The sequence below is a fragment of the Micromonospora sp. NPDC047756 genome, assembly GCF_055587245.1.
Map to the genome: position 1 here is coordinate 325,738 of NZ_JBVJGQ010000007.1, position 23,997 is coordinate 349,734.

General features: G+C 72.2%; 24 protein-coding genes. 12 read left to right on the forward strand and 12 right to left on the reverse strand.

Annotated features, from left to right (window positions below; all coding sequences use genetic code 11):
- Positions 1 to 43: 43 nt before the first annotated feature.
- Both ACZ6NZ_RS24640 and ACZ6NZ_RS24645 read left to right on the forward strand, forming a co-directional pair.
- Positions 44 to 640, forward strand: coding sequence for an ArsR/SmtB family transcription factor (locus ACZ6NZ_RS24640; RefSeq protein ID WP_366609467.1), 597 nt, complete (start codon positions 44 to 46; stop codon positions 638 to 640).
- Positions 637 to 1,917, forward strand: coding sequence for an MFS transporter (locus ACZ6NZ_RS24645; RefSeq protein WP_465860375.1), 1,281 nt, complete (start codon positions 637 to 639; stop codon positions 1,915 to 1,917). Before ACZ6NZ_RS24640 ends, ACZ6NZ_RS24645 begins: the two co-directional genes overlap by 4 nt.
- 7 nt (positions 1,918 to 1,924) lie before the next feature.
- Here the strand turns inward: ACZ6NZ_RS24645 and ACZ6NZ_RS24650 are convergent, their stop codons facing one another.
- The 3 genes from ACZ6NZ_RS24650 to ACZ6NZ_RS24660 all read right to left on the reverse strand — a co-directional run bounded on the left by ACZ6NZ_RS24650 (position 1,925) and on the right by ACZ6NZ_RS24660 (position 3,681).
- The gene (locus tag ACZ6NZ_RS24650; protein ID WP_465860376.1) at positions 1,925 to 2,620 is read right to left on the reverse strand and encodes an alpha/beta fold hydrolase; all 696 of its coding nucleotides are present in this window, start codon (positions 2,618 to 2,620) and stop codon (positions 1,925 to 1,927) included.
- Positions 2,621 to 2,695: 75 nt separating this feature from the next.
- Positions 2,696 to 3,022 carry a hypothetical protein gene (locus ACZ6NZ_RS24655; RefSeq protein WP_465860377.1) on the reverse strand — a complete coding sequence of 109 codons (327 nt, stop codon included), beginning with the start codon at positions 3,020 to 3,022 and terminating at the stop codon, positions 2,696 to 2,698.
- A 236-nt stretch (positions 3,023 to 3,258) separates the two neighbouring features.
- Positions 3,259 to 3,681 carry an MmcQ/YjbR family DNA-binding protein gene (locus ACZ6NZ_RS24660; RefSeq protein ID WP_465860379.1) on the reverse strand — a complete coding sequence of 141 codons (423 nt, stop codon included), beginning with the start codon at positions 3,679 to 3,681 and terminating at the stop codon, positions 3,259 to 3,261.
- A 154-nt stretch (positions 3,682 to 3,835) separates the two neighbouring features.
- Here ACZ6NZ_RS24660 and ACZ6NZ_RS24665 point away from each other — a divergent pair, with 154 nt between their 5' ends.
- Positions 3,836 to 5,638: an acyl-CoA dehydrogenase gene (locus ACZ6NZ_RS24665; RefSeq protein WP_465860380.1), complete on the forward strand. Its 1,803-nt coding sequence runs from the start codon at positions 3,836 to 3,838 to the stop codon at positions 5,636 to 5,638.
- A 3-nt stretch (positions 5,639 to 5,641) separates the two neighbouring features.
- Here ACZ6NZ_RS24665 and ACZ6NZ_RS24670 read toward each other — a convergent pair whose 3' ends face one another.
- Both ACZ6NZ_RS24670 and ACZ6NZ_RS24675 read right to left on the reverse strand, forming a co-directional pair.
- Positions 5,642 to 5,818 carry a hypothetical protein gene (locus ACZ6NZ_RS24670; protein WP_355010015.1) on the reverse strand — a complete coding sequence of 59 codons (177 nt, stop codon included), beginning with the start codon at positions 5,816 to 5,818 and terminating at the stop codon, positions 5,642 to 5,644.
- Between the two features lie 98 nt (positions 5,819 to 5,916).
- The gene (locus ACZ6NZ_RS24675; protein WP_266302800.1) at positions 5,917 to 6,636 is read right to left on the reverse strand and encodes a polyamine aminopropyltransferase; all 720 of its coding nucleotides are present in this window, start codon (positions 6,634 to 6,636) and stop codon (positions 5,917 to 5,919) included.
- 129 nt (positions 6,637 to 6,765) lie between these two features.
- Here ACZ6NZ_RS24675 and eccB point away from each other — a divergent pair, with 129 nt between their 5' ends.
- Positions 6,766 to 8,142: a type VII secretion protein EccB gene (gene eccB / locus ACZ6NZ_RS24680; RefSeq protein WP_465860381.1), complete on the forward strand. Its 1,377-nt coding sequence runs from the start codon at positions 6,766 to 6,768 to the stop codon at positions 8,140 to 8,142.
- A 90-nt stretch (positions 8,143 to 8,232) separates the two neighbouring features.
- Here the strand turns inward: eccB and ACZ6NZ_RS24685 are convergent, their stop codons facing one another.
- The 4 genes from ACZ6NZ_RS24685 to ACZ6NZ_RS24700 are packed head-to-tail and all read right to left on the reverse strand — an operon-like array spanning position 8,233 to position 12,106.
- The gene (locus ACZ6NZ_RS24685; RefSeq protein ID WP_465860382.1) at positions 8,233 to 8,838 is read right to left on the reverse strand and encodes a class I SAM-dependent methyltransferase; all 606 of its coding nucleotides are present in this window, start codon (positions 8,836 to 8,838) and stop codon (positions 8,233 to 8,235) included.
- Between the two features lie 54 nt (positions 8,839 to 8,892).
- Positions 8,893 to 9,759 (reverse strand): carbohydrate ABC transporter permease, encoded by an 867-nt coding sequence (locus ACZ6NZ_RS24690; RefSeq protein ID WP_366609453.1) that lies wholly within the window; start codon positions 9,757 to 9,759, stop codon positions 8,893 to 8,895.
- Entirely contained in the window at positions 9,759 to 10,715 is a 957-nt protein-coding gene (locus ACZ6NZ_RS24695) for a carbohydrate ABC transporter permease (RefSeq protein WP_425852633.1), read from the reverse strand. Before ACZ6NZ_RS24695 ends, ACZ6NZ_RS24690 begins: the two co-directional genes overlap by 1 nt.
- Positions 10,712 to 12,106 (reverse strand): ABC transporter substrate-binding protein, encoded by a 1,395-nt coding sequence (locus ACZ6NZ_RS24700; protein ID WP_465860384.1) that lies wholly within the window; start codon positions 12,104 to 12,106, stop codon positions 10,712 to 10,714. The genes ACZ6NZ_RS24695 and ACZ6NZ_RS24700 overlap by 4 nt, the downstream gene beginning before the upstream one ends.
- Before the next feature lie 115 nt (positions 12,107 to 12,221).
- Between ACZ6NZ_RS24700 and ACZ6NZ_RS24705 the strand changes: the two genes are divergently transcribed.
- From ACZ6NZ_RS24705 to ACZ6NZ_RS24730, 6 genes are all read left to right on the forward strand, one after another.
- A complete protein-coding gene (locus ACZ6NZ_RS24705) occupies positions 12,222 to 13,262 on the forward strand; it encodes a zinc-dependent alcohol dehydrogenase (protein ID WP_465860385.1) in 1,041 nt (346 codons plus the stop codon).
- Entirely contained in the window at positions 13,259 to 14,080 is an 822-nt protein-coding gene (locus ACZ6NZ_RS24710; RefSeq protein ID WP_465860387.1) for a TIM barrel protein, read from the forward strand. The genes ACZ6NZ_RS24705 and ACZ6NZ_RS24710 overlap by 4 nt, the downstream gene beginning before the upstream one ends.
- Positions 14,081 to 14,196: 116 nt before the next feature.
- Positions 14,197 to 15,483: an MGH1-like glycoside hydrolase domain-containing protein gene (locus ACZ6NZ_RS24715; protein ID WP_465860497.1), complete on the forward strand. Its 1,287-nt coding sequence runs from the start codon at positions 14,197 to 14,199 to the stop codon at positions 15,481 to 15,483.
- A 51-nt stretch (positions 15,484 to 15,534) separates the two neighbouring features.
- A complete protein-coding gene (locus ACZ6NZ_RS24720) occupies positions 15,535 to 15,933 on the forward strand; it encodes an NUDIX hydrolase (RefSeq protein WP_465860388.1) in 399 nt (132 codons plus the stop codon).
- A 40-nt stretch (positions 15,934 to 15,973) separates the two neighbouring features.
- Entirely contained in the window at positions 15,974 to 16,489 is a 516-nt protein-coding gene (locus tag ACZ6NZ_RS24725; protein WP_465860389.1) for a DUF2267 domain-containing protein, read from the forward strand.
- Positions 16,490 to 16,794: 305 nt separating this feature from the next.
- A complete protein-coding gene (locus ACZ6NZ_RS24730; RefSeq protein ID WP_465860390.1) occupies positions 16,795 to 19,569 on the forward strand; it encodes an ABC transporter permease in 2,775 nt (924 codons plus the stop codon).
- 55 nt (positions 19,570 to 19,624) lie between these two features.
- Here the strand turns inward: ACZ6NZ_RS24730 and ACZ6NZ_RS24735 are convergent, their stop codons facing one another.
- Together ACZ6NZ_RS24735 and ACZ6NZ_RS24740 are read right to left on the reverse strand one after the other, a co-directional pair.
- Positions 19,625 to 20,851, reverse strand: a complete 1,227-nt coding sequence (locus ACZ6NZ_RS24735) for a hypothetical protein (protein WP_465860391.1) — start codon at positions 20,849 to 20,851, stop codon at positions 19,625 to 19,627.
- A gap of 26 nt (positions 20,852 to 20,877) precedes the next feature.
- On the reverse strand, positions 20,878 to 21,393 hold the full coding sequence (locus ACZ6NZ_RS24740; RefSeq protein ID WP_465860392.1) for an NUDIX hydrolase: 516 nt from the start codon (positions 21,391 to 21,393) through the stop codon (positions 20,878 to 20,880).
- 50 nt (positions 21,394 to 21,443) lie between these two features.
- Between ACZ6NZ_RS24740 and ACZ6NZ_RS24745 the strand changes: the two genes are divergently transcribed.
- Positions 21,444 to 21,935, forward strand: coding sequence for a type II toxin-antitoxin system PemK/MazF family toxin (locus tag ACZ6NZ_RS24745; protein WP_124778425.1), 492 nt, complete (start codon positions 21,444 to 21,446; stop codon positions 21,933 to 21,935).
- Between the two features lie 90 nt (positions 21,936 to 22,025).
- Here ACZ6NZ_RS24745 and ACZ6NZ_RS24750 read toward each other — a convergent pair whose 3' ends face one another.
- Entirely contained in the window at positions 22,026 to 22,670 is a 645-nt protein-coding gene (locus ACZ6NZ_RS24750; RefSeq protein ID WP_465860393.1) for a flavodoxin family protein, read from the reverse strand.
- Between the two features lie 175 nt (positions 22,671 to 22,845).
- On the opposite strand from ACZ6NZ_RS24750, the gene ACZ6NZ_RS24755 reads away from it, so the two are divergent.
- Positions 22,846 to 23,838 (forward strand): phosphotransferase enzyme family protein, encoded by a 993-nt coding sequence (locus ACZ6NZ_RS24755; RefSeq protein ID WP_465860395.1) that lies wholly within the window; start codon positions 22,846 to 22,848, stop codon positions 23,836 to 23,838.
- Positions 23,839 to 23,997: the final 159 nt, after the last annotated feature.

The following is a 23,997-nucleotide window of genomic DNA, read 5'->3' on the forward strand; positions in this document are numbered from 1 at the left end:
CTCGGGGTTGCCCCGATCTAATCTGAGAGACTACTCTCGAAACATGTCTCTCAAGAATCCGTACGGGGATTTCGAGATCACCGAGCCGCAGGCGCTACGGGCACTGGCCCACCCGGTGCGGCTGGCCATCCTCGAACACCTCCAGCGGCACGGCCCAGCCACCGCGACCGGGCTCTCGCCGCACGTCGGCGCCACACCGTCGGTGGTCAGCTGGCACCTGCGGCACCTGGCGACCTTCGGTCTGGTCAGCGACTGGGACGGTGCCACCAGCAAGCGGGAACGCTGGTGGCAGGCCGTCGCCCGGGGCTTCCGCTTCACCGCGCCCGACAGCGCCGAAGGGCAGTCCGCCAGCCAGCAGTTGCGGGGCGAGATGTTCGCCCGCAACGCCGACGCGCCCCAGCAGTGGCTGCTGCGCGAGGAGCCCCGGCTGGAGCCCGAGTGGCGCGCGCTGGCCGGCATGGCCGACACCCGCTTCGTGGCCACCGCCGACGAGCTCCGCCAACTGGAGGAGTCGATCGAAGAGCTGATCGCTCCGTACGTGCGGCGCAAGGAGGAGTCGGCCCCGGACGGCGCGCGTATCGTCCGGATGCTGCGCTACCTCCTGCCCGAGCCCGGCGACGACGACGCGGCCACGTCATGACCGCCACCGACACCGGCTCCCCGCGCGCCACCGACGTCCTGCCCCCGCCGGCCCTGCGCCGCGACCGCCGGTTCCGCACCTTCTGGATCAGCGAGACGACCTCCCAGTTCGGTGACCGGATCAGCGAACTGGCTCTGCCGCTGATCGCCGTCACCCTGCTCACCGCGACACCCGTCCAGGTGAGCGTCCTCACCGCGCTGATCTGGCTGCCCAACCTCCTGGGCCTCTTCCTCGGTGCGTGGGTCGACCAGCGCACCCACAAGCGGCGACTCCTGATCATCGCGGATCTGGTCCGCGCCGCGGTGCTGCTCAGCCTGCCGGTGGCCTACCTGTTCGACGCGATCACCCTCACCCAGCTCTACCTGGTGGCACTGCTCACCGGCCTCGGGGCGGTCCTGTTCGCCATGGCGCGCCAGGCGTTCTTCGTCGCGCTGGTGCCGCGATCGGCGTACGTGGACGCGAACAGCAAGCTGAGCATGAGCCGGTCGCTGTCGTTCATCGCCGGTCCGGCCGTCGGCGGCGGGCTCGTCCAGGCCCTCAGCGCGCCGGTCGCGATCCTCGTCGACGCGGTGTCGTTCCTCGGCTCCGCGCTGCTGCTCCGCCGCATCCCGGTGACCGAGACGCCGCCACCGCCGCGTCGAACGTCCACGCTGGGCCTGGTCCGCGAAGGGCTCACGCTGGTGCTGCGGCACCCGGTGCTGCGGGCCGCCCTCGGCTGCACCAGCACCGTCAACTTCTTCACCTTCATCGCCGGCGCGCTGTTGGTGCTCTACGCCAGCCGCGAACTCGACCTGTCGGCCGGAGCGATCGGCATCGCCCTCGGGTTCGGCGCGCTCGGCGGCTTCGCGGGAGCGGCGCTCGCACCGCGCGTCTCCCGTGCCATCGGCCTGGGCCGTACCGCCATGATCGGTGCGGTGCTCTTCCCCGCGCCGCTGGCGCTGACCGCGCTGGTCTCCGGACCGACCTGGACGAAGGTGGCCATGCTGGCGGCCATCGAGCTGGTCTCCAGCATCGGGGTGATGCTCATGGACGTGAACCTCAACGCCCTGCTCACCGCCGTGACACCCGACGACGCGCGGGGACGCCGGGCCGGTGCCTACAGCGCCGTCAACTACGGCATCCGACCACTCGGCGCGCTGGTCGGCGGCACCTTGGGCACCACGATCGGGCTGCGGCCCACCCTGGCCATCGCCGGCCTCGGCGGCGTGCTCGCCGTGCTGTGGTTGCTCGCGTCACCGGTGCGCCACATCCACACCCTCGACGAACCGGCGACCTGACGACTCGTCAGGCGGCCTGCGCCAGCAGGATCCGGGCCAGCTCGGTGGGCTGGGAGAACATCGGCCAGTGGCCGGTGTCCATGGTGACCAGCCGCCACCGGTCACTGGTCAGAAGCCCGGCCACCGTGTCGTTGGGCTCGGGCCCGTCGAGCAGGCACTTGACGTACGTCGCCGGCAGCTCACCCAGCGGCCTGCCCACCACGGCCGGCTCGGTCAGCGTCGCGCCCGGATGCGGCGTGGACCCCTCGACCAGCCGCGCGACCTGCTCGTCGGTGAGACCCTGACCATCGAAGTCGGCCGCGCCGAGCGGCGCCCAGTCGCCGTCATTGTCGGCGAGCTGCGCCTCGAACGCCGCCTGGCCCTGCCACCAGCCGGAGGCGAACGACCCACCGTCGACCGGCACCTCGGAGTCCACGAAGACCACCCGGCTCAACCGCTCGCCGATCCGCTCGGCCGCCTGACCCACCGGAATGCCCGAGTAGCTGTGCCCGACCAGCACCACATCGCGCAGGTCGCCGCGCTCGATCTCGTCGACGATGTCCTGCACATGGGTCTGCTGCCCGGCCGGCACACCCCGCTTGTCAGCGAGGCCGGAAAGGGTCAGCGGGTGGGTGCCGTGCCCGGCCGCCCGCAATGGCGACACCACCTCGTCCCACGCCCAGGACCCCAGCCACGCCCCCGCCACCAACACGAAATCAGCCATGGCCCGGGACCCTAGCGGCACCCTCCGACATCCCCGACACGTCAGCCCAGGCGCATGCCGTGGCCCGATCAGCGCTCAGGCGTGGTCCCGAGCGGGCGGCCCGGTCTCGACGGGCATCCGGTAGACCTGGGCCGGGTAGCCGACGGCCGAGACCCCGCCGTTGAGCCCGGCGGTCAGGTGCAGCTGGGCCGCCGGCATCCAGAGCCGGGCATCGGCGTCGAGCCACATGGCGTCCACCCAGGACAGACGGGGATCGGCGACGAGCGTTCGTACGCTGCGGTCGGGCGCGAGGACGAGGACGCGCCGCCGTTCCAGGTCGCTGAGGTAGATGGTGCCGGCGGCGTCGATTGACGTGCACGAACGCCCCGTCCGGCGGCTGGTCGGCACGGTTCCAGGCGACATCGGGGTACGGGACACGACGGCCGTCCGGCAGCGCCTCCATCACCTGCACGCCGGGCCGATCCGCCGACGGGTAGCTCAGGAACATCCGCTCCCGCACCGTGGTCACGCCCGTGCACACCCGGTCCTCCTGGAACACCGGCGTCAATCGGTGATCCTCCTCGGTGGGCAGCGACACCATCCCGCGGTGTCCCCGGAGCGTGCCGGCCGAAACCCGCCGGTTGACGGCGCCGCCCTGCTCAGCGCGCCTGCGGTGCCGGGGGCCCGACCCGGGCGGCGAGCCGCTTCGGGGCCATGACGCAGTAGCTCTCGGTGAGCAACTCACCCACCTCCGCCCAGTCGGTGTCGTCGTCGAGGATCATGCCCATCACGGTCGGGCTCCAGTCCGGTTTGTAGAAGGGGTGCCCGGTGGCGAGGAGCCCGGCGATCTCGTCGAGTGGCGACCGGAAGGTCAGCAGGCAGGCGGGCTGGTCGAGTGCGGCGGCCCGTGCGTGCACCGGCTGGCGATCGGGGTCGACGGTGAGCACGTGGGCGATGGTCCGCTGGCGAATCCGCCAGCGGGTGCCCACCCAGGCCGGCTCCTCGTAGGTCTCCGGCAGGTCGCAACAGATCGACCGCAGCCGGGCGAGGACCTCGGGCGGGACGTCTCCGGGTGCGGTCACGGGCAACGACACTAGCCGTGCGGTGTGACAAGTTCCGCTCGTCGAACCCCACCCCGCCCGGTGGTGCGCGCCCTGCCGATCGACCAGGATGGGCCGGGGCGACCGTGGGCCGTCGCCTCGGCTCGACCAGCCCCCGTGCCCGCTGAGGAGTGCTGTGCCATCCACCCTGCTCTCCCGCCGTGACCTCGACTTCCTGCTGCACGAGTGGCTGCGGGTGTCCGAGCTCGTCGAGCGCCCCCGCTACGCCGAGCACTCCCGGGAGACCTTCGACGACGCTCTGGACCTCGCCGAGCGGGTGGCAACCGAGCAGTTCGCCCCGCACAACCGTGCCGCCGACCTGGCCGAGCCCACCTTCGACGGGCAGCGGGTGCGGCTGATCCCGCAGATCCGTGCCGCGTTGGACAGCTTCGCCGAGACGGGCCTGCTCACCGCCGGGCTGGACGCCACCGTCGGTGGCCTGCAACTGCCGCACGCCGTCGCCGCGGCGTGCTTCACCTGGTTCCAGGCGGCGAACGTGGCCACCTCGGCGTACCCGTTCCTCACCCTGGGCAACGCCAACCTGCTGCTGGCCCACGGCAGCCCGGAGCAGGTGGACACCTACGTCCGGCCGATGCTCGACGGCCGGTTCTTCGGCACCATGTGCCTGTCCGAGCCGCACGCCGGCAGCTCGCTGGCCGACATCACCACCCGCGCCGAGCCGCAGGCGGACGGCACGTACCGGCTGTTCGGCACCAAGATGTGGATCTCCGGTGGTGACCACGAGCTGGCCGAGAACATCGTCCACCTGGTGCTGGCGCGCATCCCGGGCGCACCGCCCGGGGTCAAGGGCATCTCGCTGTTCATCGTGCCGAAGGTGCTGGTGGGCCCGGACGGGACGCTCGGTGAGCGCAACGACGTGGCGCTGGCCGGGCTCAACCACAAGATGGGGTTCCGGGGCACCACCAACACCCTGCTCAGCTTCGGCGACGGCGCGCACGCCCCGGCCGGCCGCGCCGGAGCGGTGGGTCACCTGGTCGGCGCGCCGCACCAGGGTCTGGCGCAGATGTTCCACATGATGAACGAGGCCCGGATCGGGGTCGGGGCGGGTGCCACCGCGCTGGGTTACACCGGCTATCTCAAGAGCCTGGCGTACGCGAAGGAGAGGCCGCAGGGCCGGCCGGTCGGCGCGAAGGACCCGGCCGCCGGGCAGGTGCCGATCATCGACCACCCTGACGTACGACGGATGCTGCTGGCCCAGAAGAGCTACGTGGAGGGGGCGCTGGCGCTGGTGCTCTACTGCGCCCGGTTGCTCGACGAGCAGCGGACCGCTCCGGCCGAGGTCGACCGCGAGCGCGCGCACCTGCTGCTGGACGTGCTCACCCCGATCACCAAGAGTTGGCCGTCGCAGTGGTGCCTGGCGGCCAACGACCTGGCGATCCAGGTGCTCGGGGGTGCCGGCTACACCCGCGACCACGACGTGGAGCAGCACTACCGGGACAACCGGCTCAACCCGATCCACGAGGGCACCCACGGCATCCAGGCGTTGGATCTGCTGGGGCGCAAGGTGACCATGCAGGGCGGCGCTGGTCTCGCCCTGCTGACCACGACGATCGGGGACACGGTCGAGCGGGCCCGCAAGGTCGGGGGAGAGGCGTCCGACCTGGCCGACCGGCTGGCTGCCGCGGTGGACCGGGTCACCGCTGTCACCCGTCGAGTGTGGGCTGACGGTGACCCGGTGCTCGCGCTGGCCAACGCCAGCGCCTACCTGGAGGCCGTCGGGCATGTGGTGATCGCGTGGATGTGGCTGGAGCAGGTGCTGGCGCTGCCGCCGGAAGGTGCCGGCGACGCGTTCCACGCCGGCAAGCGCCAGGCCGCCCGCTACTTCTTCACCGTCGAGCTGCCCCGGACCGGCCCGCAGTTCGACCTGCTGGACAGCCGGGACCGGACCACGCTCGACATGCGCCCGGACTGGTTCTGACCCTCAGCGTCGTCGGCCCTGGTGCTGCACCGCCTGCCGCCCCTTGACGACGCCCCAGACGATCACGATCACCAGCGCGATCAGACCGATGATGATCAGCCAACGGACCGCCTCGAGGATCAGGCCGAGCAGGATCAGTACGCCGGCGACCACGCCGACGACCCAGAGCAGTGCACGCATGTCGACCTCCAGTGACCGGCCGTGCCTGGTGCGGCCGGCCCCGGTTTCTCATTCCCCGTCCGGTCGACACCATGCGCGGGTGGCACACCCGAAGTCGATCAGGGGCCGGTACGCGCCACGTAGACGGTGTTCGCCGACTCCCCGCCGGTCAGCGGGTTGGCGAACGGCACGACATGCGCGCGTACGCTCGCGAACACCTCGGTGAGCGCGGCGGTGAACTCGGCGTCCGGCGGGTCGTCCGACCAGAGCGCGAAGACTCCCTCGGGGCGGAGCAGAGCGGCCAGGCGACGCAGCCCGGCCGGCGGGTAGAACGCCGCGTGGCTCGGGTGCAGAACGTTGCGGGGGGAGTGGTCGACGTCGAGCAGGACCGCGTCGAACCGCCGGCCGGGCACCTCGGCGTCGAAGCCGGTGTCACCGGCCACCGCCGCGAAGAAATCGGCCTGCACGAAACGGGTCCGGGGGTCCTCGGCGAGCCCCGCCGCGAACGGCAGCAGCCCCCGTTGGTGCCAGTCGATCACGTCCTCGATCGCCTCCACCACGAACAGTGAGCGCACCCGCGGATCGCCCAGCGCCGCGCAGGCGGTGTAACCCAGCCCGAGGCCGCCCACCACCACGTCGAGCGAATCACCGGCCACCTCGGCGAGACCGAGCCGGGCCAGCTCGATCTCCGCGACCGGGAAGAGGCTGGACATCAGGTACTCGTCGTCGAGCTTGACCTCGTACACCTCGACCTGGAGTGCCGGGTCCCGGCGTCGGCGCAGGCTGATCGCGCCGATCGGCGTCTCCCGCCAGGCCAGCTCTTCGAAACGCGCGCCCACGGGTGCCCTCTCGCCGCCGGATTCGTCCACGGATGGTACCGGTTGCCCCGCGACGGGCGGCCACGCAGGGTCCACAGGACATCGACGCAGCGCATATCCTGTGCCCGGCCGATCCACCGGAGGAGACTCATGCCGTCGCGGCAGGACCAGCTGCACTCCTACCAGTTCAGCGTCCAGCGGGCGGTCGCCGCCCTGGTCATGCGGGAGACCGATCCCGCGCAGTCGCCGTTTCGGCGGCTGGCTGGCGCGGGCCTGGCCAGCGTCCTGGTAGCGGCGATCGGGCTCGGTGGCTTCGCTCTCTACGGCCTGTTCGCCGGCGGCGGCAAGGGCTGGCGCGACCCGGGCGCGGTGATCGTGGAGAAGGAGTCCGGCGCCCGGTTCGTCTACCGCGAGCAGAAGCTGCACCCGGTGCTCAACTACGCCTCGGCGCTGCTCATCGTCGGTGCGGACCGCTCGAAGACCGTCCTGGTGTCCCGACGCACGATCGACGGAGTGCCGCGTGGGCTGCCGCTGGGCATCGCCGACGCCCCCGACTCACTGCCCGCCCCCGGGCGGCTGTCCACCACAGCGTGGACGGTCTGCTCGACGGTCCCGGCCGCCGAGGCGCCCCGCTCCGCGCTGCTGATCGGCACCGAGCCCGACGGCGGCCGACCGCTCGGCGACGAGGCGCTGCTGCTGCGCCACCCCGACGGCGGGCTGCACCTCGTCTGGCACCAGCGGCGCTACCTCGTCCGTGATCCGAGCCGGGTGCTGGCGGCGCTCGCCACCACCCGGGCCCAGGCGGTTCCGGTGGCGCCGGCCCTGCTCAACTCGCTGCCCGCCGGCACCGACCTCGCTCCGCTCGATCTGCCCGCGCTCGGTCGGCCCGCCACCCGGGTGCCGGGTGCCGCGGTCGGCACTGTCTACCTGGTGAGCAACTCCGGCGGTGGTCGGCAGTACGCGGTGGCGCTCGACGCCGGCCTGGCCGGCATCACCGAGTTGCAGGCGGGGCTGTTGCTGGCCCGCACCGGGCAGGTCGAGCCGGTGCCGATGACGTTGGGTCGGTTCGCCGCGCTGCCCACGGTGGCCGACCTCGCCCCGAGCGGCCCGACCGCCCCGCCACCGATCCCGCCCCGGCTCGTGGCGGGCGACGGCGGGGCGCTCTGCACGCGCATCGGTGACGACGGCGGGGTGGGTGAGGTGCGGTGGGGCGTACCGCTGCGGGATCTGACGGCTTCTCCACGGACCGCGCGGACCGGCGGCGCGGTGCTGGCCGACCACGTGGTGGTGGAGCCCGGCCGCGGCGCGGTGGTCGAGGCGGCCGCCGCCCCCGGCGCGACCGGCGGCGCGGTCTCCGTGGTCACCGACCTGGGCCGCCGGTACGTGGTGGCCGACCGGGAGGTACTGCCGATGCTCGGCTACGGCGGTGTCCGTCCGCTGCGGTTGCCGGCCGGTCTGGTCAGCCTGGTACCCGCCGGCGCCACCCTCGACCCGACCGCCGCCCGCGCCGTCGCAGCCCCAACCTGACCGCGGTGATCAAGAGGTTTGCGTCAGAGTCGTGCCAGATTCTGACGCAACCTCTTGATCACCGGGAAGTAGACGTGCGGCGGGCGGTGGTTAGTCGGCGGGGCGGCGCAGGATGGTGACCGCGAACGGGGCGTCGTCGCGCCACGGGCGCAGGTCCCAGGTGGCGAAGCGCTGCTCCACCCGCAGCCCGGCGGCCACCGCGTCGGCGTCGAACGCGGTCAGTGGGTAGCCGCGCTCGGTGCCGAAGCCGACCGTCAGCACACCGTCGGGTCGCAGGTGGCCGGCCACCCGGCGCAGCACCTCCGGTTCGGTGCCGACGGCGACGAAGGCGAGCACGTTGCCGGCCAGCACCGCCGCGTCGAACGGCTCCGCCTCACCCAGCGCCGGCAGATCCAGTTCGGCGAGGTCGGCGACGAGCCACGTCGGGCCGGGATAGTCGGCGCGGGCGGCGTCCACCAGCGCGGGGTCGGCGTCCACCCCGACCACCGTGTGGCCCCGCTCGGCCAGTGCGGCACCGACGCGGCCGGTGCCGCTGCCGGCGTCGAGAATGCGGGAGCCGGGAGCGACCAGGGCGTCCACCAGTCGGGCCTCGCCGGCCAGGTCCGCGCCCTCGGCCGCCAGCTTGCGGAACCGGTCGATGTACCACTGTGAGTGCTCGGGGCCGGTGTCGGTCGCCCAGCGGGTCGGGTTGGCCATGAGGCCACCGTATCCGGGCCGGTGGGGGCCGGGCGGGTGACCCGGATGAGACCGTCATCCCTTCTCCGCGCCGCTGGTCAGCCCCTCGGTGAGCAGCCGTTCGCTGGCGAAGAAGAGGATCACGATGGGCAGGGTGAGCACGACCGACCCGGCCATCAGCACCGTCTTGGGCACCTCCACCCCGTCGGCGAGCAGGGACAACCCCAGTGACACCGTCCACCTGTCGGGTTTGTCGACCAGGAACAGCAGGGCGAAGAGGAACTCGTTCCAGGCGATCATGAAGTCGTAGAGCGCGACCGCCATGATCGACGGCATCGCCAGGGGCAGGCTGACACGGCGGATGATGCCGAGCCGACCGGCGCCGTCGATGGCGGCGGACTCCTCCAGGCTGACCGGGATGGTCTCGAAGTAGTTCTTCAGCATGTAGACCGACACCGGCAACGTCTGCGAGATGTAGACCAGCACCAGACCGAACAGCGAGCCGCGCAGCCCGGCCCGGGTGAAGACCACGAACAACGGGATCGCGATGACGATCGACGGAAACAGGTAGACCGCCAGGAACAGGAAGTCCACCTGTCGCCGGCCGAAGAACCGCAGCCGGGCCACCGCGTACGCGCCGGGGATCGCTACCAGGAGGGTGAGCACGGTCGCCGCGACGGCGACCAGACCGCTGTTGCGGATGAAGGTGAGGAAACCCTGGCCGCCGTCGTCGGTGGCCTTCAGGACCTCGGCGTACGTGGCCACGGTCAGCTCACCGAGGCCGACCACCAGCGCCCCGGGGTCGAGCAGCAGCCGCTCGATGGGGCGCACCGAGAGCACCAGCATGTAGTAGAAGGGGAAGGCCGTGATCACCAGGAACACGGCTATCACCAGGCGGCGCAGCCAACGCAGGCTCACCGTCTCGACCACGTCCCGGTCCATCAGCCCACCCTCCGTCCGAAGAAGCGCAGATAGATCAGCACGAACACGATGAGCACAACGGCCAGCACGACCGCCTGCGCGGCCGCGGCTCCGATGTCGGTACGGGCGGTGAGGAACTCGTACACCCGGACGCTGACCACCTCGGTGCCGGCCGCACCGCCGGTGAGCAGGTAGACGTCGTCGAACTTGTTGAACGTCATGATGAAGCGCAGCACCCCCAGCAGGGCGATCACCGGCAGCAGTTGGGGGAGCAGGATGTGCCGGAACCGCTGGGTGGGGGTGGCTCCGTCGACCCGGGCGGCCTCCTCCAACTCGCCGGGCACCGCCTGGAGCCGGGCCAGCAGGAACAGGAACGCGAACGGGAAGTACCGCCACGCCTCGAAGACGATCACGGTGGCCAGCGCGGTCGACTCCTGGGTGAGGAACGGCACCGGGGCGTCCCAGCCGAGCAGGCGTTGACCCCAGGCGTTGACGATGCCGAGCTGCGGGTCGAGCATCACCTGCCAGACGAACGTGACGGCGACCACCGGTGCCACGTACGGCAGCAGCATGGACGCCCGGACCAGGGTGCGGCCCCGGAACGGCCGCCGGACGACCAGCGCGGCCACCAGGCCGAGCAGGATCGACCCGACGGTGCCGCCGATGCTGTAGATCAAGGTGACCCACAGCGTCTCGGCGAAGCCGGGGGTGTGCAGCACCCGGTCGATGTTGTCCATGGTGAACTCGCCGAACAGGCCGGTCTTGCGCAGCGTGGCCAGCCGGACCCGCTGAAAGGCGAGCACCACTGTCCACACGATCGGAATGCCGATGACCGCGATGGTGACGAGCAGGGTCGGTGCGACCAGCGCGAGCCCGGCCCGGGATTCACGGCGGCGCAGGGTCAGCGGTCGGCGCCCGGGTGACGCCGGCTGCTCCCTGGTGGGGGAGCGGCCGGGGCCGGGCGCGGTGGTGGTCAATTGACGCCCGCCTTGATGGCGTCCACGTCCTTCGTGGCGCGCTCGGCGGTGCCCGCCGCGTCGGACTTGCCGGAGACGAGGTCGCCCAGCACCTTGGGCACCGGCAGCTCGCCGAGCATGGCGCCGACGAGTTTGCCCTGCCCCTGGCTGAGGCCCCAACGCCCGAAGGTGTCCGGGCTGCGGCGCAGCGTGGCCAGCACCTCGTCGCCGTACACGTCGCTGAGGGGCTTCTTCGCGTCCACGCCCGCCTGGCTGGTGTTCCAGGCGGTCAGGTACGCCTCCGGCTCGGCGGGGGTGCCCTTGCGCACCGGGAAGCGGCCCTCCGGCGACATTCCGAACCAGCGCGGGTAGCCGTCACCGAGCATGTACTCCACGAAGGACTTCGCCGGCTCGGTCACCGCGCCGTCGAGGACGGCCCACGAGCTGATCTCGCCGTACTGGGCCGGTTCGGTGCCGTTCGGGCCCTTGATCGCGGTGACGAACCCGCTGTTCTTCGCGAGGAACGCCGGGTCCGCCTGGCACTGCGGGCAGGTCGGCTTGGCGTCGTTGCGCAGCCCGGCCAGCTCGTCGAGGATGAACGGTGACCAGATCACCATGGCCGCCTTGCCCGCGAAGTAGGTGGCCCGGGTGGTGTCGACGTCCTGCGCGCCCTTCACCGAGCTGGTGCGGATCAGGTCACCGTAGAAGCGGAACGCCTCGACGCACTGGGGCGAATCCAGTCTCACCTTTCCCGAGTCGTCGGTGAGCTGGCAGCCGTTGGCCAACGCCAGGTGCTCGAAGGTCTGTTGCGTGAACACGTCGCTGGGGGCGGTCGCCGCGGTGATGCCGGCGACGCCGCCGGTGTTCAGTCGCGCCGCGGCGGTGGTGATCCGTTCGTACGTGTCGGGGGCGGGCAGGCCGGCCGCGGCGAACAGGTCCTTGCGGTAGACGAGCAGCTGCCCCCACCCGTCACTGGGCACGGAGAGCTGTGTGCCGTCGTCGGAGGTGAGCTCCAGCGCTCGGGGGGAGAACGTCTGCCTGCCCAGCTTGTCGACGACCTCCGCGTTCGCCGAGGCGTGCAGCAGCTCGTTGCCGGCGAGCGTGCGGATACCGGCGAGGGAGACCGACCCGACCACGTCGGGCAGGTCGCCGGCGGCGGCGTTTGCGGCGATCAAGGAGGGGAACTGGTCCTCGTTGACGGTCACGAGATCGACCTGGATCCCGGTCTTGGCGGTGAAGTCGGCGATGATCGCCTTGGTGGCGGTGACCCGGTCGGCCACGTCCTCCAGGCTCCAGACGGTGATCTTCTTGCTGTTGCTGTCGGATGCGTCGTCGCCGCAGGCCAGCAGGGTCGACGTGGTCAGTGCCAGGATCAGGGTGGTGGCGAGTATCCGCCTCGGAGGTGCTGACATCGGTGGCACTCCTCTCGAAGGGTACATGAAGGATCCAACACCTTCGATTGATCAATAGCAAGACATATCGCGATTTTTTGCTATCCTGGAGCCCAGTGCTACCGGGATGTGACACATGGGCAACTGGGTGGTCTCTCTCGCCGGGCCTCGACGCATCAGCCTCGAGCCCTGCCCGCCGGATCCGCTCGGCCCCGGCCAGGTCCGAGTCCGCACCTGCTACTCGGGCATCTCCGCCGGCACCGAGCTGACCCTCTACCGGGGCAGCAATCCCCGGCTCCGCAAGGACTGGGACGATGCCGCCCGCATGTTCGTCCCCCGACAGGCCCCGGTGCCCTACCCGCTGATCGGCTTCGGCTACGAAGAGGTCGGCGAGGTCGTCGAGGTCGCGCCGGACGTCACCGAGCGACACCCGGGGCAGCTCGTCTGGGGCATCTGGGGGCACCGGGCCGAAGCCGTGCTCGCCGCCGACTCGGTCCGCGCGCTCCCCGCCGGGCTGGATCCGCTGGCCGCGGTCTTCGCCCGCCCCGGCGCCATCGCGCTGACCGCTGTGCTCGCCGGTGACCTGCACCTCGGCGACTGGGTGGGCGTCTTCGGCCAGGGCGTCATCGGGCTGCTCGCCACCCGGCTCGCCGTGCTCTCCGGAGCCCGGGTGGTGGCCGTCGACCCGGTACCCGACCGGCTGGAGCACGCCGCCCGGTACGGCGCACACTCGACTGTGGACGCCGGTGTCACCTCCGCCGCCGCCGCACTGCGCCAGGCCACCGACGGCCGGGGGGCCGACGTCTGCCTGGAGTTGTCCGGCGCGTACCCGGCGCTGCACGAGGCCATCCGCTCCACCACCCACGCCGGCCGGGTCGTGGCCGCCGGCTTCTACCAGGGCCAGGCCGACGCGCTCGGCCTCGGCGAGGAGTTCCACCACAACCGCATCCAGTTGGTGGCCGCCCAGGTCTCCGGGCCCACCCCCGCGCCGAGCATGGCCGGCCGGTGGACCGGAGACCGGGTCGCGCAGACCTTCATGGACCTGGTGGCCGACCGCAGCGTCGACCCGCTGCCACTGGTCAGCCACATCGTCGACGCCAGCGCGGTCGCCGACGCCCTCGCGCTGCTCGACCGCGGCGCCGGTGACGTCCTCCAAGTCGTGCTGAGGTTCTCATGACCACCATCGCGCTGGCCTGTCAGGAACAACTCCTGCCGGGCACCAACCTGATCCAGAAGTACGCCCTCGCGGCCGCCCTCGGCTACCAGGGCATCGAGCTACGCGGCCGCGGCGACCTGGCGTTCGCCCGCCGGTTGCCCGAGCTGCGCCGGGCCCGCGCCGCCGGGGTGGTGATGCCCACCGTCTGCGTCGAGATGGACCACTTCATCGGCGACTTCGACCCCGCCCGGTCCGCCGATGCCGTCCGCAACCTGCGCTCCCAACTCACGGTGATCGCCGAGCTGGGCGGCGTCGGGGTGATGACCCCGGCCGCCTGGGGGATGTTCTCCCGACGACTGCCGCCGTTCGATCCGCCCCGCCGGCCGGACGGCGACCGGCAGGTGCTCCTCGACGCCCTCGGCGAGCTGGGCGAACACGCCTGGGCCGAGGGGGTCACCCTTTTCCTGGAACCCCTCAACCGGTACGAGGACCACATGGTCAACCGTCTCGACGAGGCGGTGGCGCTCTGCGCCGCGCTCGGGTTGCCGTCGGTCCGGGTGGTCGCCGACACCTTCCACATGAACATCGAGGAGGACGACGTGCACCGCGCGCTGCGCGCCGCCGCGCCGTACCTCGGGCACGTCCAGGTCAGCGACTCCAACCGGTACCAACCCGGCGCCGGGCACCTGGACTGGCCGGCGCTGGTGCGCACCCTGCTGGAGCTGGACTACCGGGGCTGGCTGGCGCTGGAGTGCCGGCTCCGCGGCGACCCGGTCCGGGCCCTGCAACAGGCGGCCACGGTGCTGCGACACGCGCTGCCCCGGCGGGCCGCCGCGTGAGCGCCGACGCCGGGCCGACAAGCGTCGACGCGACCACCGGTGTCGGCCCGCCCGCCGACGCCGGGGCGACGCGCGCCGACGCCCCCGGCACGGGTGGCCCGGCCGACGCGGCCGGGTTGCGTCGGCTGGCGATCGACACCCTCGACGCCAACTGGGAGCACGACCACACGGTGCCCTCACGCACGCTCTACCCGCACCAGTGGAGCTGGGACTCCGCGTTCATCGCGATCGGGTTGGCCCAGGTCCGTCCCGACCGCGCCTGGCGGGAGCTGGCCAGCCTGTTCGGGGCGCAGTGGGCCGACGGACGGGTGCCGCACATCGTGTTCAACCCGGCGCTGCGGGTCGGCGCGTACTTCCCGGGGCCGGAGATGTGGCGTTCGGCCGACGTGCCGGAAGCACCGACGGTGGCCACCTCCGGCCTGGTCCAGCCGCCGGTGCACGCGCTCGCCGCGTTGCTGGCGTACCGGCGGACGCCCCACCCGAGGGCCCTGGCCGCGCTGCGCGGGCTCTACCCCGCGCTGGTCGCCCAACAGCGCTACCTGGCCGACCGGCGGGACGTGGCCGGTGACGGACTGGTCTGCATCGTGCACCCGTGGGAGTCCGGGCTGGACAACAGCCCGGCGTGGGACGAGCCGATGGCCGCGGTGCCGGCCGAGGCCGCAGTCATGCGGGCGTACCGTCGGCACGACACCACGCACGCCGACGCCGCGCACCGCCCCACCGACCTCGACTACGCGCGCTACCTCGCGATCGTCGCCGCCTACCGTGACCACTGCTACTCCGACCGGGACCTGGCCGGCGGTCACCCGTTCCTGGTGGAGTGCCCGCTGTTCAACGCGGCGTTCGGGGCCGCCGAACACGCCCTCGCCGAGATCGCCGCGCTCGTCGGCGGCGATCCCGGGCCGCACCGGGCCCGCGCGGCCCACATCACCGAAGCATTGGTACGCCGGCTGTACGACCCGGACACCGGCACGTTCCAGCCCTGTGACCTGCGCACCAACCGCCTGCTGAGCGCCCGTACCGTGCTCGGGCTGACCCCGCTGATCCTGCCCGACCTGCCGACCCGGCAGGCCGACGCGCTGGTCGTCGAGGCCCGGTCGGCGCGCTTCGGGGTGGCCGGTCGGATGGACCGGCCGCTGCCCACCCACGACCGCACCGCACCCGACTTCGAGCCGCTTCGGTACTGGCGTGGGCCGAGCTGGCTCAACATCGGGTGGCTGATCCGGCGCGGGCTGCTCGGTCACGGGCACCCGGAGTTGGCCGCCGGGCTGCGCCGGTCGATGATCGGTCTGGTCGCCGGGGCCGGCTGCCACGAGTACTTCCACCCGGACACCGGTGCCGGGCTGGGCTCACCGGCGTTCAGCTGGAGCGCCGCGCTGCTGCTCGACCTGCTCGCCGACTGAGCGCGATGCCGGGTGGTAGCGTCCCCGATCCCGGCGGCGGCAAGGAGCATCGTGCGCGAGATCGACAAGGTGGCCTGGATCCTCGTCGAGGACGGTCGGGTGCTGAGCACCCGGTCGGTGGGCAAGGACGTCTGGTACCTGCCGGGCGGAAAGCGCGAGCCGGGCGAAACGGACCTGGAGACCCTGCGTCGGGAGATCGACGAGGAGTTGAGCGTCGAAGTCGACGTGTCGGACGCCGTGTGCCTGGGCGCCTTCACCGCTCAGGCGCACGGCAACGCGGCCGGCATCACAGTGCGGATGACCTGCTATCGGGCGGGCTACCGAGGCCAGCTGCGGCCGGCCAGCGAGATCGCCGAGATGGCCTGGCTCGGGTACGCGGACCGACACCGCACCTCACCGGTCGACCAGATCATCTTCGACCACCTGCTGGCCGAGGGCTTGCTGGCCTGAGGCCTGTTTGTCGCGGCCGGGCAGGGGTAACCGGCCGAGCGTGACCGACGGCGACGGGTTCCCGTACTTCATCGACGCGGTGTCCCAACGGTCCGGGCTGCCCGCCGAGGAGGCCGCCGTGCTCGCCCGCGCCGTGCTCCAGACGTTGGCCGAGCGGGTGACCGGCGACGCGCCCGGTGACCTCGTCGGGCACCTTCCGAACGAGGTCGACGGCTACCTGACCGGCCCGGCCCCGGCTGCGGCCGGGCCCTCCGGTCCTGCCTCGGATGCGGCCGGGACGGTCCTTCCGGCCCCGGATCCGGCCGGGACCCTCGGCCCGGATGCCGGGGCCGATGGGTTGACCAGCGGGGTGGGCCTGGAGGTCGGCGGTGCCGGCGCGACCCCGATGGAGGCCGGCCCGACGGAGTTCCTTCGTCGGGTGGAACAGCGTGCCGGGGTGGACCCGGCCACCGCCCGGGCCGGGACCGGCGCCGTCTTCGCCACGTTGCGAACGGCGATGACGGTGCGGGAGTTCCGGGAGATGGTGGCGCGACTGCCGCGCGACGGTGGGTTCTGACCCGAAATCGTGTCGGGACTGTCGGTACTGGCCGGGACCCGGCGCTGGCGGCCGACAGAGCGGGTTGAGGAATTGACGCTCTGTCAGGTACTTTCGCCTCCTCATGCGAGCAATACGGGGCTGGGCGATGAAGGATCCACTCTCGGATTTTCGGCTCCTGCGAAGTTCGGCACTGGTGGATTCCGCCGAACGCGATCCTTTACGCGGCGGCCGGTCCATCCGACTCCACGACGGACGGATCGTCTAGCGCCATGTTGCGGATGGTCCGATCGCAGTTGCGGAACACACCAGGCCGGAGCCTCGCGGTGTTCTCCGCTGTACTGGTCGCGACCACCGGGTTCACAGTGCTCACGGGTGCCGCGAGCACCTCCCGGCTGATCGCGAGCGGTTCCGTCGACGGGCAGTTCCGTCCGTCGTACGACATCCTGGTCCACCCCGCGGCACCGGCCACCGGTCTGCTCCACCAAGACCAACCCACTGCGGTCTACGGCGGCATCGGGCTGGACCAGTGGCGGCTGATCGAACGGATCTCCGGCGTCGAGGTGGCCGCCCCACTGGCGGTCCTCGGCATCGCCGATGTCCGAGTCGAGCCGCGGGTTGACCTGACCGACCAGGTCGACAGGTCGGCTGAGCGGCAGGTCATCGAGGTCGCTCCCCGGATCAGCGGAGAGCGCGGGCTGAGCACGTTGACGGCGGCGCCAACCTACGTCTATGTGTCGCGACGGCCGCTGGTGCCGCTGGCGGACATCAGCGACCAACGGTTCGTATACGCCGATGGCACCAGGGTCCGCCAGGCCACGTCCGCCGCCGAGTGCCCCGGCACCGGTGGCGGCGGCACGTTGGAGGTGCAGCCCGACGGCCAGCGTCGTCAGGTGTGCGACATTGCCGCCGGCAGCTTCGATCCCGACGTCCGGCGGACCCAGGTCAGTGACATCGAGACGTACCAGTTGCTCTCGGACGGCACCTTCCGGCGGGCCTCCGTCTTCACGTCCGGCCGTCCGGCATCCGTGGTGCCCGCCACCGCCCGGCTGGAACTCCGGCTGCCAAAGGTGGTGCCGATGCTCGTCGCCGCGATTGATCCGGCGGCTGAGGCGCGCCTGGTCGGCCTGGACCGGGCGGTACGCCAGGGCCGCTACCTGACCGGCGCCGATGCCGTCGCTTCAGCGGCCCAGGATGCCCAGTCCTCCGCCCTGCCCACGAGCAGCCCGGCCGGCCGGACGTTGCCGGTGCTCGCCGCCGAGGACATCGCCATCGACGAGCGGGTGGACATTGCCGTGTCCCGGCTGACCGGCCGGGCGGCCGATCGGGTGCCCGGCACCGCGACTCAGGCGCTCTGGCCGCTGCTGCGCAACTCGGCGACCGGCCCGCCGCAGGCTCTCCAGCATGACCTGGCGCAGATCTACCGCGACCGGCTCGACTCCGCACTGTCCGAGCAGGTCCCACTGACCGGCATCATGGCCCTGCTCCGGCCCGGGCCGCCGGCCTCCTCGCCGCAACCCGGCGGGGGCGATCGGATGCTGCCCCGACCCGACGGAGTCGAATCGACCGACCCCACCATCGACGACGTGTGGCGAGACTCGTGGTTCAGCACGGGTGATGTCGGGACGGCGGATCCGGTGAGTCTGCTCGGGCAGTCGTCGTGGTCGGTCACCGCGGTGGGCAGCTTCGCAGCGGAGGCGCTCGAATCCACCGCAGGCGCCGCGCAACAGGCCCTCGACCTCTACCGGCGGACCCCGCCGGTGGGCGCCGACGCGCGCTCCCGGGGTCTGCTCGGCGACCGCCCACTGCTTCCCGGAGACGACCCGCTCAGTTACCCGCGTCGCGCGCCGAGTCTGGTGACCAACCTGACCGTGGCAGGTGAGCTGTACGCCAGCGTCGCGCCCGCGTTCGCGGCCACCCCGCTGAGTTCGGTGCGAGTCCGGGTCGCCGGGATCGACCGGTTCGACGAGGTAACCCGGGAGCGGGTCCGGATGGTGGCTGACGAGATTGTCCGACAGACCGGCCTGACCGTCGAGATCGTGCTGGGCGGCTCGACGGTACGTAGCCCGGTGCTGCTGCCTGCCGGCGAGTTCGGCCGGCCTGAGCTGGGCCTCTTGGAGGCACGTACCCGCAAGGGCGTCGCGACCGAAATCGTCACCGCCGTGGATCGCAAGAACATCATGTTGCTCGGGCTGCTGCTGGTGGTCTGCGCTCTGCTGGTCGGCAACGCGGTGTCCACGGCGGTCCGGGTTCGTCGACGTGAACTCGCCGTACTGGCCTGCATTGGCTGGCCCGGCTGGCGGCTGAGCCTGCTGATCCTTGCCGAGACCACAGCACTCGGGCTGACCGCGGGGCTGCTCGGCGCGGGGCTGTCGGTGCCGCTCGGTCGGCTGGCCGGCGTGCAGATCTCCGGCACGGTGACAGTGCTGTGCGTGCCGATCGCGGTGCTGCTGACGGCACTGGCCAGCGCCCTTCCCGCAATGCGGGCCGCCCGTACCCGATCGGCGGAGGCGTTGCAGGCGACCGCGGCACCGGCCCGGCGAGCCACGGCGCAGAGCATTGCCGGGCTTGCGGTGGCCAATCTCGTACGAACACCCGCGCGTACCCTCGCCGGCGCGACGAGCCTGGCGGCCGGCGTCGGTGCGCTGACACTGATCGCCGCCGCGCTCTGGGCGTTCGAGGACGGCATGGTCGGCTCGCTGCTCGGCGAGGCGGTCTCCGTGCAGGTGCGCGGGGTAGACCTGGTCGCCGTCGGGGGAGTGCTGCTGTTCGGGGTGCTCGGCGTGGCCGACGTGCTGTACCTCAACGTGCGGGAGCGAGCGCCCGAGTTCGCCACGCTGAGGGCCGTCGGCTGGCCTGATTCCGCGCTCAACCGGCTCCTGATCTACGAGGCGCTCGGCGTCGGAGTGCTCGGCTGCGTCCTCGGGGTCGCCGCCGGTCTCGGCTCCGTCGCCCTGCTGGTCGGCAGGGTGGACGGCCGGCTGGCGATGCTGGCGCTGGCCGTGACCGGGACGGCGCTGCTGCTCACCGTGCTCGCCGCGTTGGTCCCGGCGATCCTGATCCGGCGATTGCCGACCGCCGCTCTGCTCGCCGACCAATGAGACCGCAGGGCTGATCGGGCTACGACTCCTCGGCCTGGGTCCTCCGCGAGGTGACTCATGCCTCGGGCACGTCCTCGGGCTCGGCGACCCAGGCGGAGAAGACCGGCACCCCGTGCCACGGGCCGGTGACGCCGTCGGCCCGGGTGTCGGTGGCGACGGCCACCACCGCGTACGGGTGGCCGAAGCGCAGCTCGGCGGTGCGGGCCACACCCTCCGGCGGCAGGCTGGTCCGCCCGAACATGCCGGTCACGGCCGCCGCCTCGAAGCCGTACCTGTCGAACCGGGCCACCGCCGTCTGCCGTGCGTCGAAGTCGGTCATCCGTAGCGCCAGCGCCGTCGCGAGCGTGGTCGCCGCGGCGGGGAAGCCGAGCGCCGAGGCGGTCAGGTCATGGTCGTTCCGCGCGGACCAGCAGGGGAGGACCGCTTGGTGTCGCTCCTCGCGGCCGGCGCGGGCGTGGGTGCGCACCCGCTCCTCGGTCACCGTCCACAGCGGCGTCCCACCGAGCGGCAGGTCGAACAGCGAACGGCTGCCCTCCGGTGGCACGCCGTCGGCCGCGCCGGCGCTGAGGTCGTACGCGACGGCCAGCACCTCGGCCGGTGGCACCTGCGGTGCGGCGGCCACCGAGAGGACGACCAGCCCCGCGCCGTCGGCCGTCTGGGCGGGTGCGGCGTGCACGATCACGTCACCGGCCCGGGCGGTGGAGACGATGTGGCACCGGTGGCCGTGGCTCGGGCTGCGCAGGGCCCGCCGCAGGTGGCCGGCCCACGGGCTGCCGGCGCCGAGAGCGCGCGCGTCGGTGACGTCGAACGGGGTCGCCCAGGACACCCGGGTGGCCAACGCGCTGGCCAGGATGAACACCGTGTTCGCCTCGACCTGCAGGGGAAACGTCTCGATCAGGCCGAGGGTGTGCTCGCGCGCCCAGGTGTCCAACCCGGCCTGATCGGGCAGTGCGCCGACGTCGGTCGTGCGGGGCAGCGCGGCCCGCCACGCCGCCGCCCCACCGTCGCCCTGCCCCGCTCGGTGCCAGAGCGCGGTGGCGGCACCGATCAGCGGGTGCGGAATCTCCAGCAGCGCTCGGGCGGCATCGGCCGCGCTCGACAGGTCGGTGCCCAGGGCGTGCGCCAGCTCGTCGACGGGTCCCTCCCCGTCGGTCGCCGTGGTGGCACAGACCGCGAGCAGCAGCCAGGCGCCGAGCGGGGAGGCGACGTGGTGCCCGTCGCCGACCGTCGCGTGCAGTCGCGCCGCGTACGCGGACAACGGGCCGTGCAGATCACTGCTCATGCCCACACTTTGCCTGCCAACCCGGCTCACGACCACAGTTCGAACGGCTCGTCGATCTCCATGCCGGCGAGAAAGGGGGTGATCAGCCGAGGGATCTGCCCGGGGTAGAAACGGTCCCGACTGGCCACCACCTCCGGCAACGGCCACCAGCGGAAGCCGAAGTAGTCCTCCCGCTCGTAGTCGAGCCGGTGCGCCTCGTCCACGTCCGGGCCAGGGCCGGTCAGCCGTACGGCGACGACGACCTCGTCCTGGACGTGGCGCACCTGGCGGTGCAGGAAGCTGGCCCGCCGCCGCCAGTTCGGCGTACCGACCTGGTCGGCGGTGATCACGATGCCGGTCTCTTCCCGCAGCTCCCGTACCGCGGTGTCGCGATACGTCTCGCCGGGGTCCATGCCACCGCCGGGCAGTTCCCACCAGGTGCCCAGCCGGGGGTGGTCCGGGTCCTGGGTGTGGAACAGCAGCACCCGGTCGGTGCCGTCGACGACCACGACCCGCACCGCGCGTCGCTTGAGGATCGGCAGGTCACGAGGTAGCTCGTCCATCGGGCCAGTCTGTCGTAGCATCCCCCACGGCTGCGGGTAGGCTGCCCGCCGTGGCTGGTCTGTTGAGGAATGTCGCGGCGCGTATCTCCCGGGTCGGTGCGGTGATCCCGTCGCCCCGGCGTACCGGGCCGGCGCCCGCGCAGGTCGCCCGCCGCCGCCAGGTGAGCGCCTTGCAGCGTCGGGAGTTGACCTACGCTCCGGAGCGGGACGGTCAGGCCGACCCGGGCGAGATCGTCTGGACGTGGGTGCCGTACGAGGACGACCCCCGTCAGGGCAAGGATCGGCCGGTGCTGGTGGTCGGGCGGCACAGCCGGACCCTGTTCGGGCTGATGCTGTCCAGCCAGAGCGACCGGGACGGGCAGCGGCACTGGTTCGCGCTCGGGCCGGGTGAGTGGGACCGCGACAACCGGCCGAGCTGGGTCCGGCTGGACCGGGTGCTCACCATGCGCGAGGACAGCATCCGCCGCGAGGGCGCCGTGTTGGACCGGCCCCGCTTCGACCGGGTCGGGCAGGCGTTGCGCGCCGGCTACGGCTGGCGCTGACCGCGCCGGGCGCGGATCGGCGGCGAGCCGCGCCCGGAGCCGCGCCGGCGGTAGGGCGGCCCGGGGCGGTGACGCCCTCGGCGGTGAGGTCTATTCGCTGCTCGGGCCGACCGCCGCGCCCTTCGCCTCCGGCGGCGGGTACGGCTGGTCGGCGAGGAGCCGGGCCAGGTGTGCGCTGTTGAGCGCCAGTGCCTTCGTGGTACGACCGGTGGTGTCGGGCTTGGGCCCGGCGTCACGGTAGTCCACCGTGTGCAGCGCCTCACCGACCCAGTAGGTCGCGCCGGCGGCGGCGACAGTGAAGCCCACCTCGTTGAGCGCTCCCTGCACTTCGGCGATGCTGTGGTGCGCGCCGTCCTCGTTGCCGACGACCGCGACACCGGCCACCTTGCCGTAGGTGAGCAGCCGTCCCTCGTCGTCGGTCTCGGACAGCTCGGCGTCGAGGCGTTCGAGGACCATCTTGGTGACGCTCGCGGGCTGGCCGAGCCAGATCGGGGTGGCGATGATGAGGATCTGGGCGGCGAGCAGTTTGGCGCGGATGGCGGGCCAACCGTCGCCGTGGCCCTCGTCGGTCGACACCCCGAAGCGCACGTCGTGGTCGACCACCCGGACGATCTCGCCGTCCACGCCCTGACGGGCCAGTTCGGCCAACACCTCCCGGCCCAGTTGCTCGGAGCTGGAGGGGGCAGGCGAGGGCTTGAGGGTGCAGTTGAGTACGAGGGCACGGATGCTCGGCACGAGGGGTTCCTCTCGTCGATCGGCGGGGCCGTCCCTACGCGTACCCGAATCATCTCCGCCCAAGCCCTCCACCGGGCACACGTGATCAAGGGGTTTGCGTCAGAATCCGGGCCGACGGTGACGCGAACCTCTTGATCACCGCCAGCAGGGGGATGGGGGTGGGAGATGGGGGTGGGTGGTGGACGTGGTGGGGTGGGTCCGGGAGGAGTTTGGGCTTCGGTTGTCCACGGTGGACGAGATTTCGCACGGGGCTGATCTGCGGGCCCGGCTCTGGCGGGGTGAGACGGGCGACGGCGCGCGGTATGCCGTCAAGGTCAGCGGTGGCGGTACGCCGGCCGGCCTGATCGTGGCCGCGCACCTGGCCGAGCAGGGCGTGCCAGGTGTCGCTGCGCAGGTCCGCACCGGCGACGGACGCCCGTACGCCGAGCGTGACGGGCACCGCCTGTCCGTGGTCCCGTGGGTGTCCGACCTGCGAGCGCTGGACGGCCCGATGAGCGAGGCGCACTGGCGTGCCTACGGCGAACTGCTGGCCGCCGTGCACGCGGCGCCGGTGACCGACGAGTTGGAACGGCTGCTGCCCGGCGGCGGTGACGCGTACCCCTCGATCGTGGCCGCGACCCGGGACGTGGCCGGACGGCTCCGCGACCAGGCCGACCCCGCTGATCCGCTGGTCGCCGAACTGGCCGCCGTCTGGGCGGCGAACGCCGACCGGGTGTCCACGCTGCTCCGTGGGGTCGAGCGACTCGCCGTCGACCGGTCGGGGCCGGCGGTGCTCTGCCACGGCGACCCGCACCTGGGCAATCTCCTGCTCGGCGCGGACGGGCAGGTGTGGCTGATCGACTGGGACGACGCCGTGCTCGCCCCACCCGAGTGCGACCTCATGTTCGTCCTCGGCGGGGTGCTCGCCTTCGCGCCGATCACTGCCGAGCAGCAGCAGGCGGTGCTCGCCGGCTACGGCCGGACCGACGTCGACCCGCTGCGCCTGGCCTGGTTTCTCGCGGTCCGGGCGCTCGACGACCTCAGCGACTGGACCCGCCAGGCGTTGGACCTCGACGTCGAGCCGGCCGACCGGGACCGGGCCGCGCGGATCGTGCGGGGGCTGGTGTCACCGGTGGGTCTGGTCACCCTCGCCGAAGCGGCAGTGCGCGACCTCGACCGAAAGCCCTGAGCGGCGACGACGCCGCCAGCTACGCCGGACAAAAAGTAAGGCAAAGAGCGGACGCGCTCTCTGCCACCTCCAACATATATCGCACCGGGGGCCTTGCGGCAAGACCCGGGTGGTGCCGCAGAATCTCCAGCCGACGCCCAAATCTGGGAAAATCGGGGG

What these genes read in the sequence shown, in the direction of transcription:
- ACZ6NZ_RS24640 (WP_366609467.1), top strand. Translation starts at nt 44, where the DNA reads ATGTCTCTCAAGAATCCGTACGGGGATTTCGAGATCACCGAGCCGCAG.
- ACZ6NZ_RS24645 (WP_465860375.1), top strand. Translation starts at nt 637, where the DNA reads ATGACCGCCACCGACACCGGCTCCCCGCGCGCCACCGACGTCCTGCCC.
- ACZ6NZ_RS24650 (WP_465860376.1), bottom strand. Translation starts at nt 2,620, where the DNA reads ATGGCTGATTTCGTGTTGGTGGCGGGGGCGTGGCTGGGGTCCTGGGCG.
- ACZ6NZ_RS24655 (WP_465860377.1), bottom strand. Translation starts at nt 3,022, where the DNA reads ATGTCGCCTGGAACCGTGCCGACCAGCCGCCGGACGGGGCGTTCGTGC.
- ACZ6NZ_RS24670 (WP_355010015.1), bottom strand. Translation starts at nt 5,818, where the DNA reads ATGCGTGCACTGCTCTGGGTCGTCGGCGTGGTCGCCGGCGTACTGATC.
- eccB (WP_465860381.1), top strand. Translation starts at nt 6,766, where the DNA reads ATGCCGTCGCGGCAGGACCAGCTGCACTCCTACCAGTTCAGCGTCCAG.
- ACZ6NZ_RS24685 (WP_465860382.1), bottom strand. Translation starts at nt 8,838, where the DNA reads ATGGCCAACCCGACCCGCTGGGCGACCGACACCGGCCCCGAGCACTCA.
- ACZ6NZ_RS24690 (WP_366609453.1), bottom strand. Translation starts at nt 9,759, where the DNA reads ATGGACCGGGACGTGGTCGAGACGGTGAGCCTGCGTTGGCTGCGCCGC.
- ACZ6NZ_RS24700 (WP_465860384.1), bottom strand. Translation starts at nt 12,106, where the DNA reads ATGTCAGCACCTCCGAGGCGGATACTCGCCACCACCCTGATCCTGGCA.
- ACZ6NZ_RS24705 (WP_465860385.1), top strand. Translation starts at nt 12,222, where the DNA reads ATGGGCAACTGGGTGGTCTCTCTCGCCGGGCCTCGACGCATCAGCCTC.
- ACZ6NZ_RS24710 (WP_465860387.1), top strand. Translation starts at nt 13,259, where the DNA reads ATGACCACCATCGCGCTGGCCTGTCAGGAACAACTCCTGCCGGGCACC.
- ACZ6NZ_RS24735 (WP_465860391.1), bottom strand. Translation starts at nt 20,851, where the DNA reads ATGAGCAGTGATCTGCACGGCCCGTTGTCCGCGTACGCGGCGCGACTG.
- ACZ6NZ_RS24740 (WP_465860392.1), bottom strand. Translation starts at nt 21,393, where the DNA reads ATGGACGAGCTACCTCGTGACCTGCCGATCCTCAAGCGACGCGCGGTG.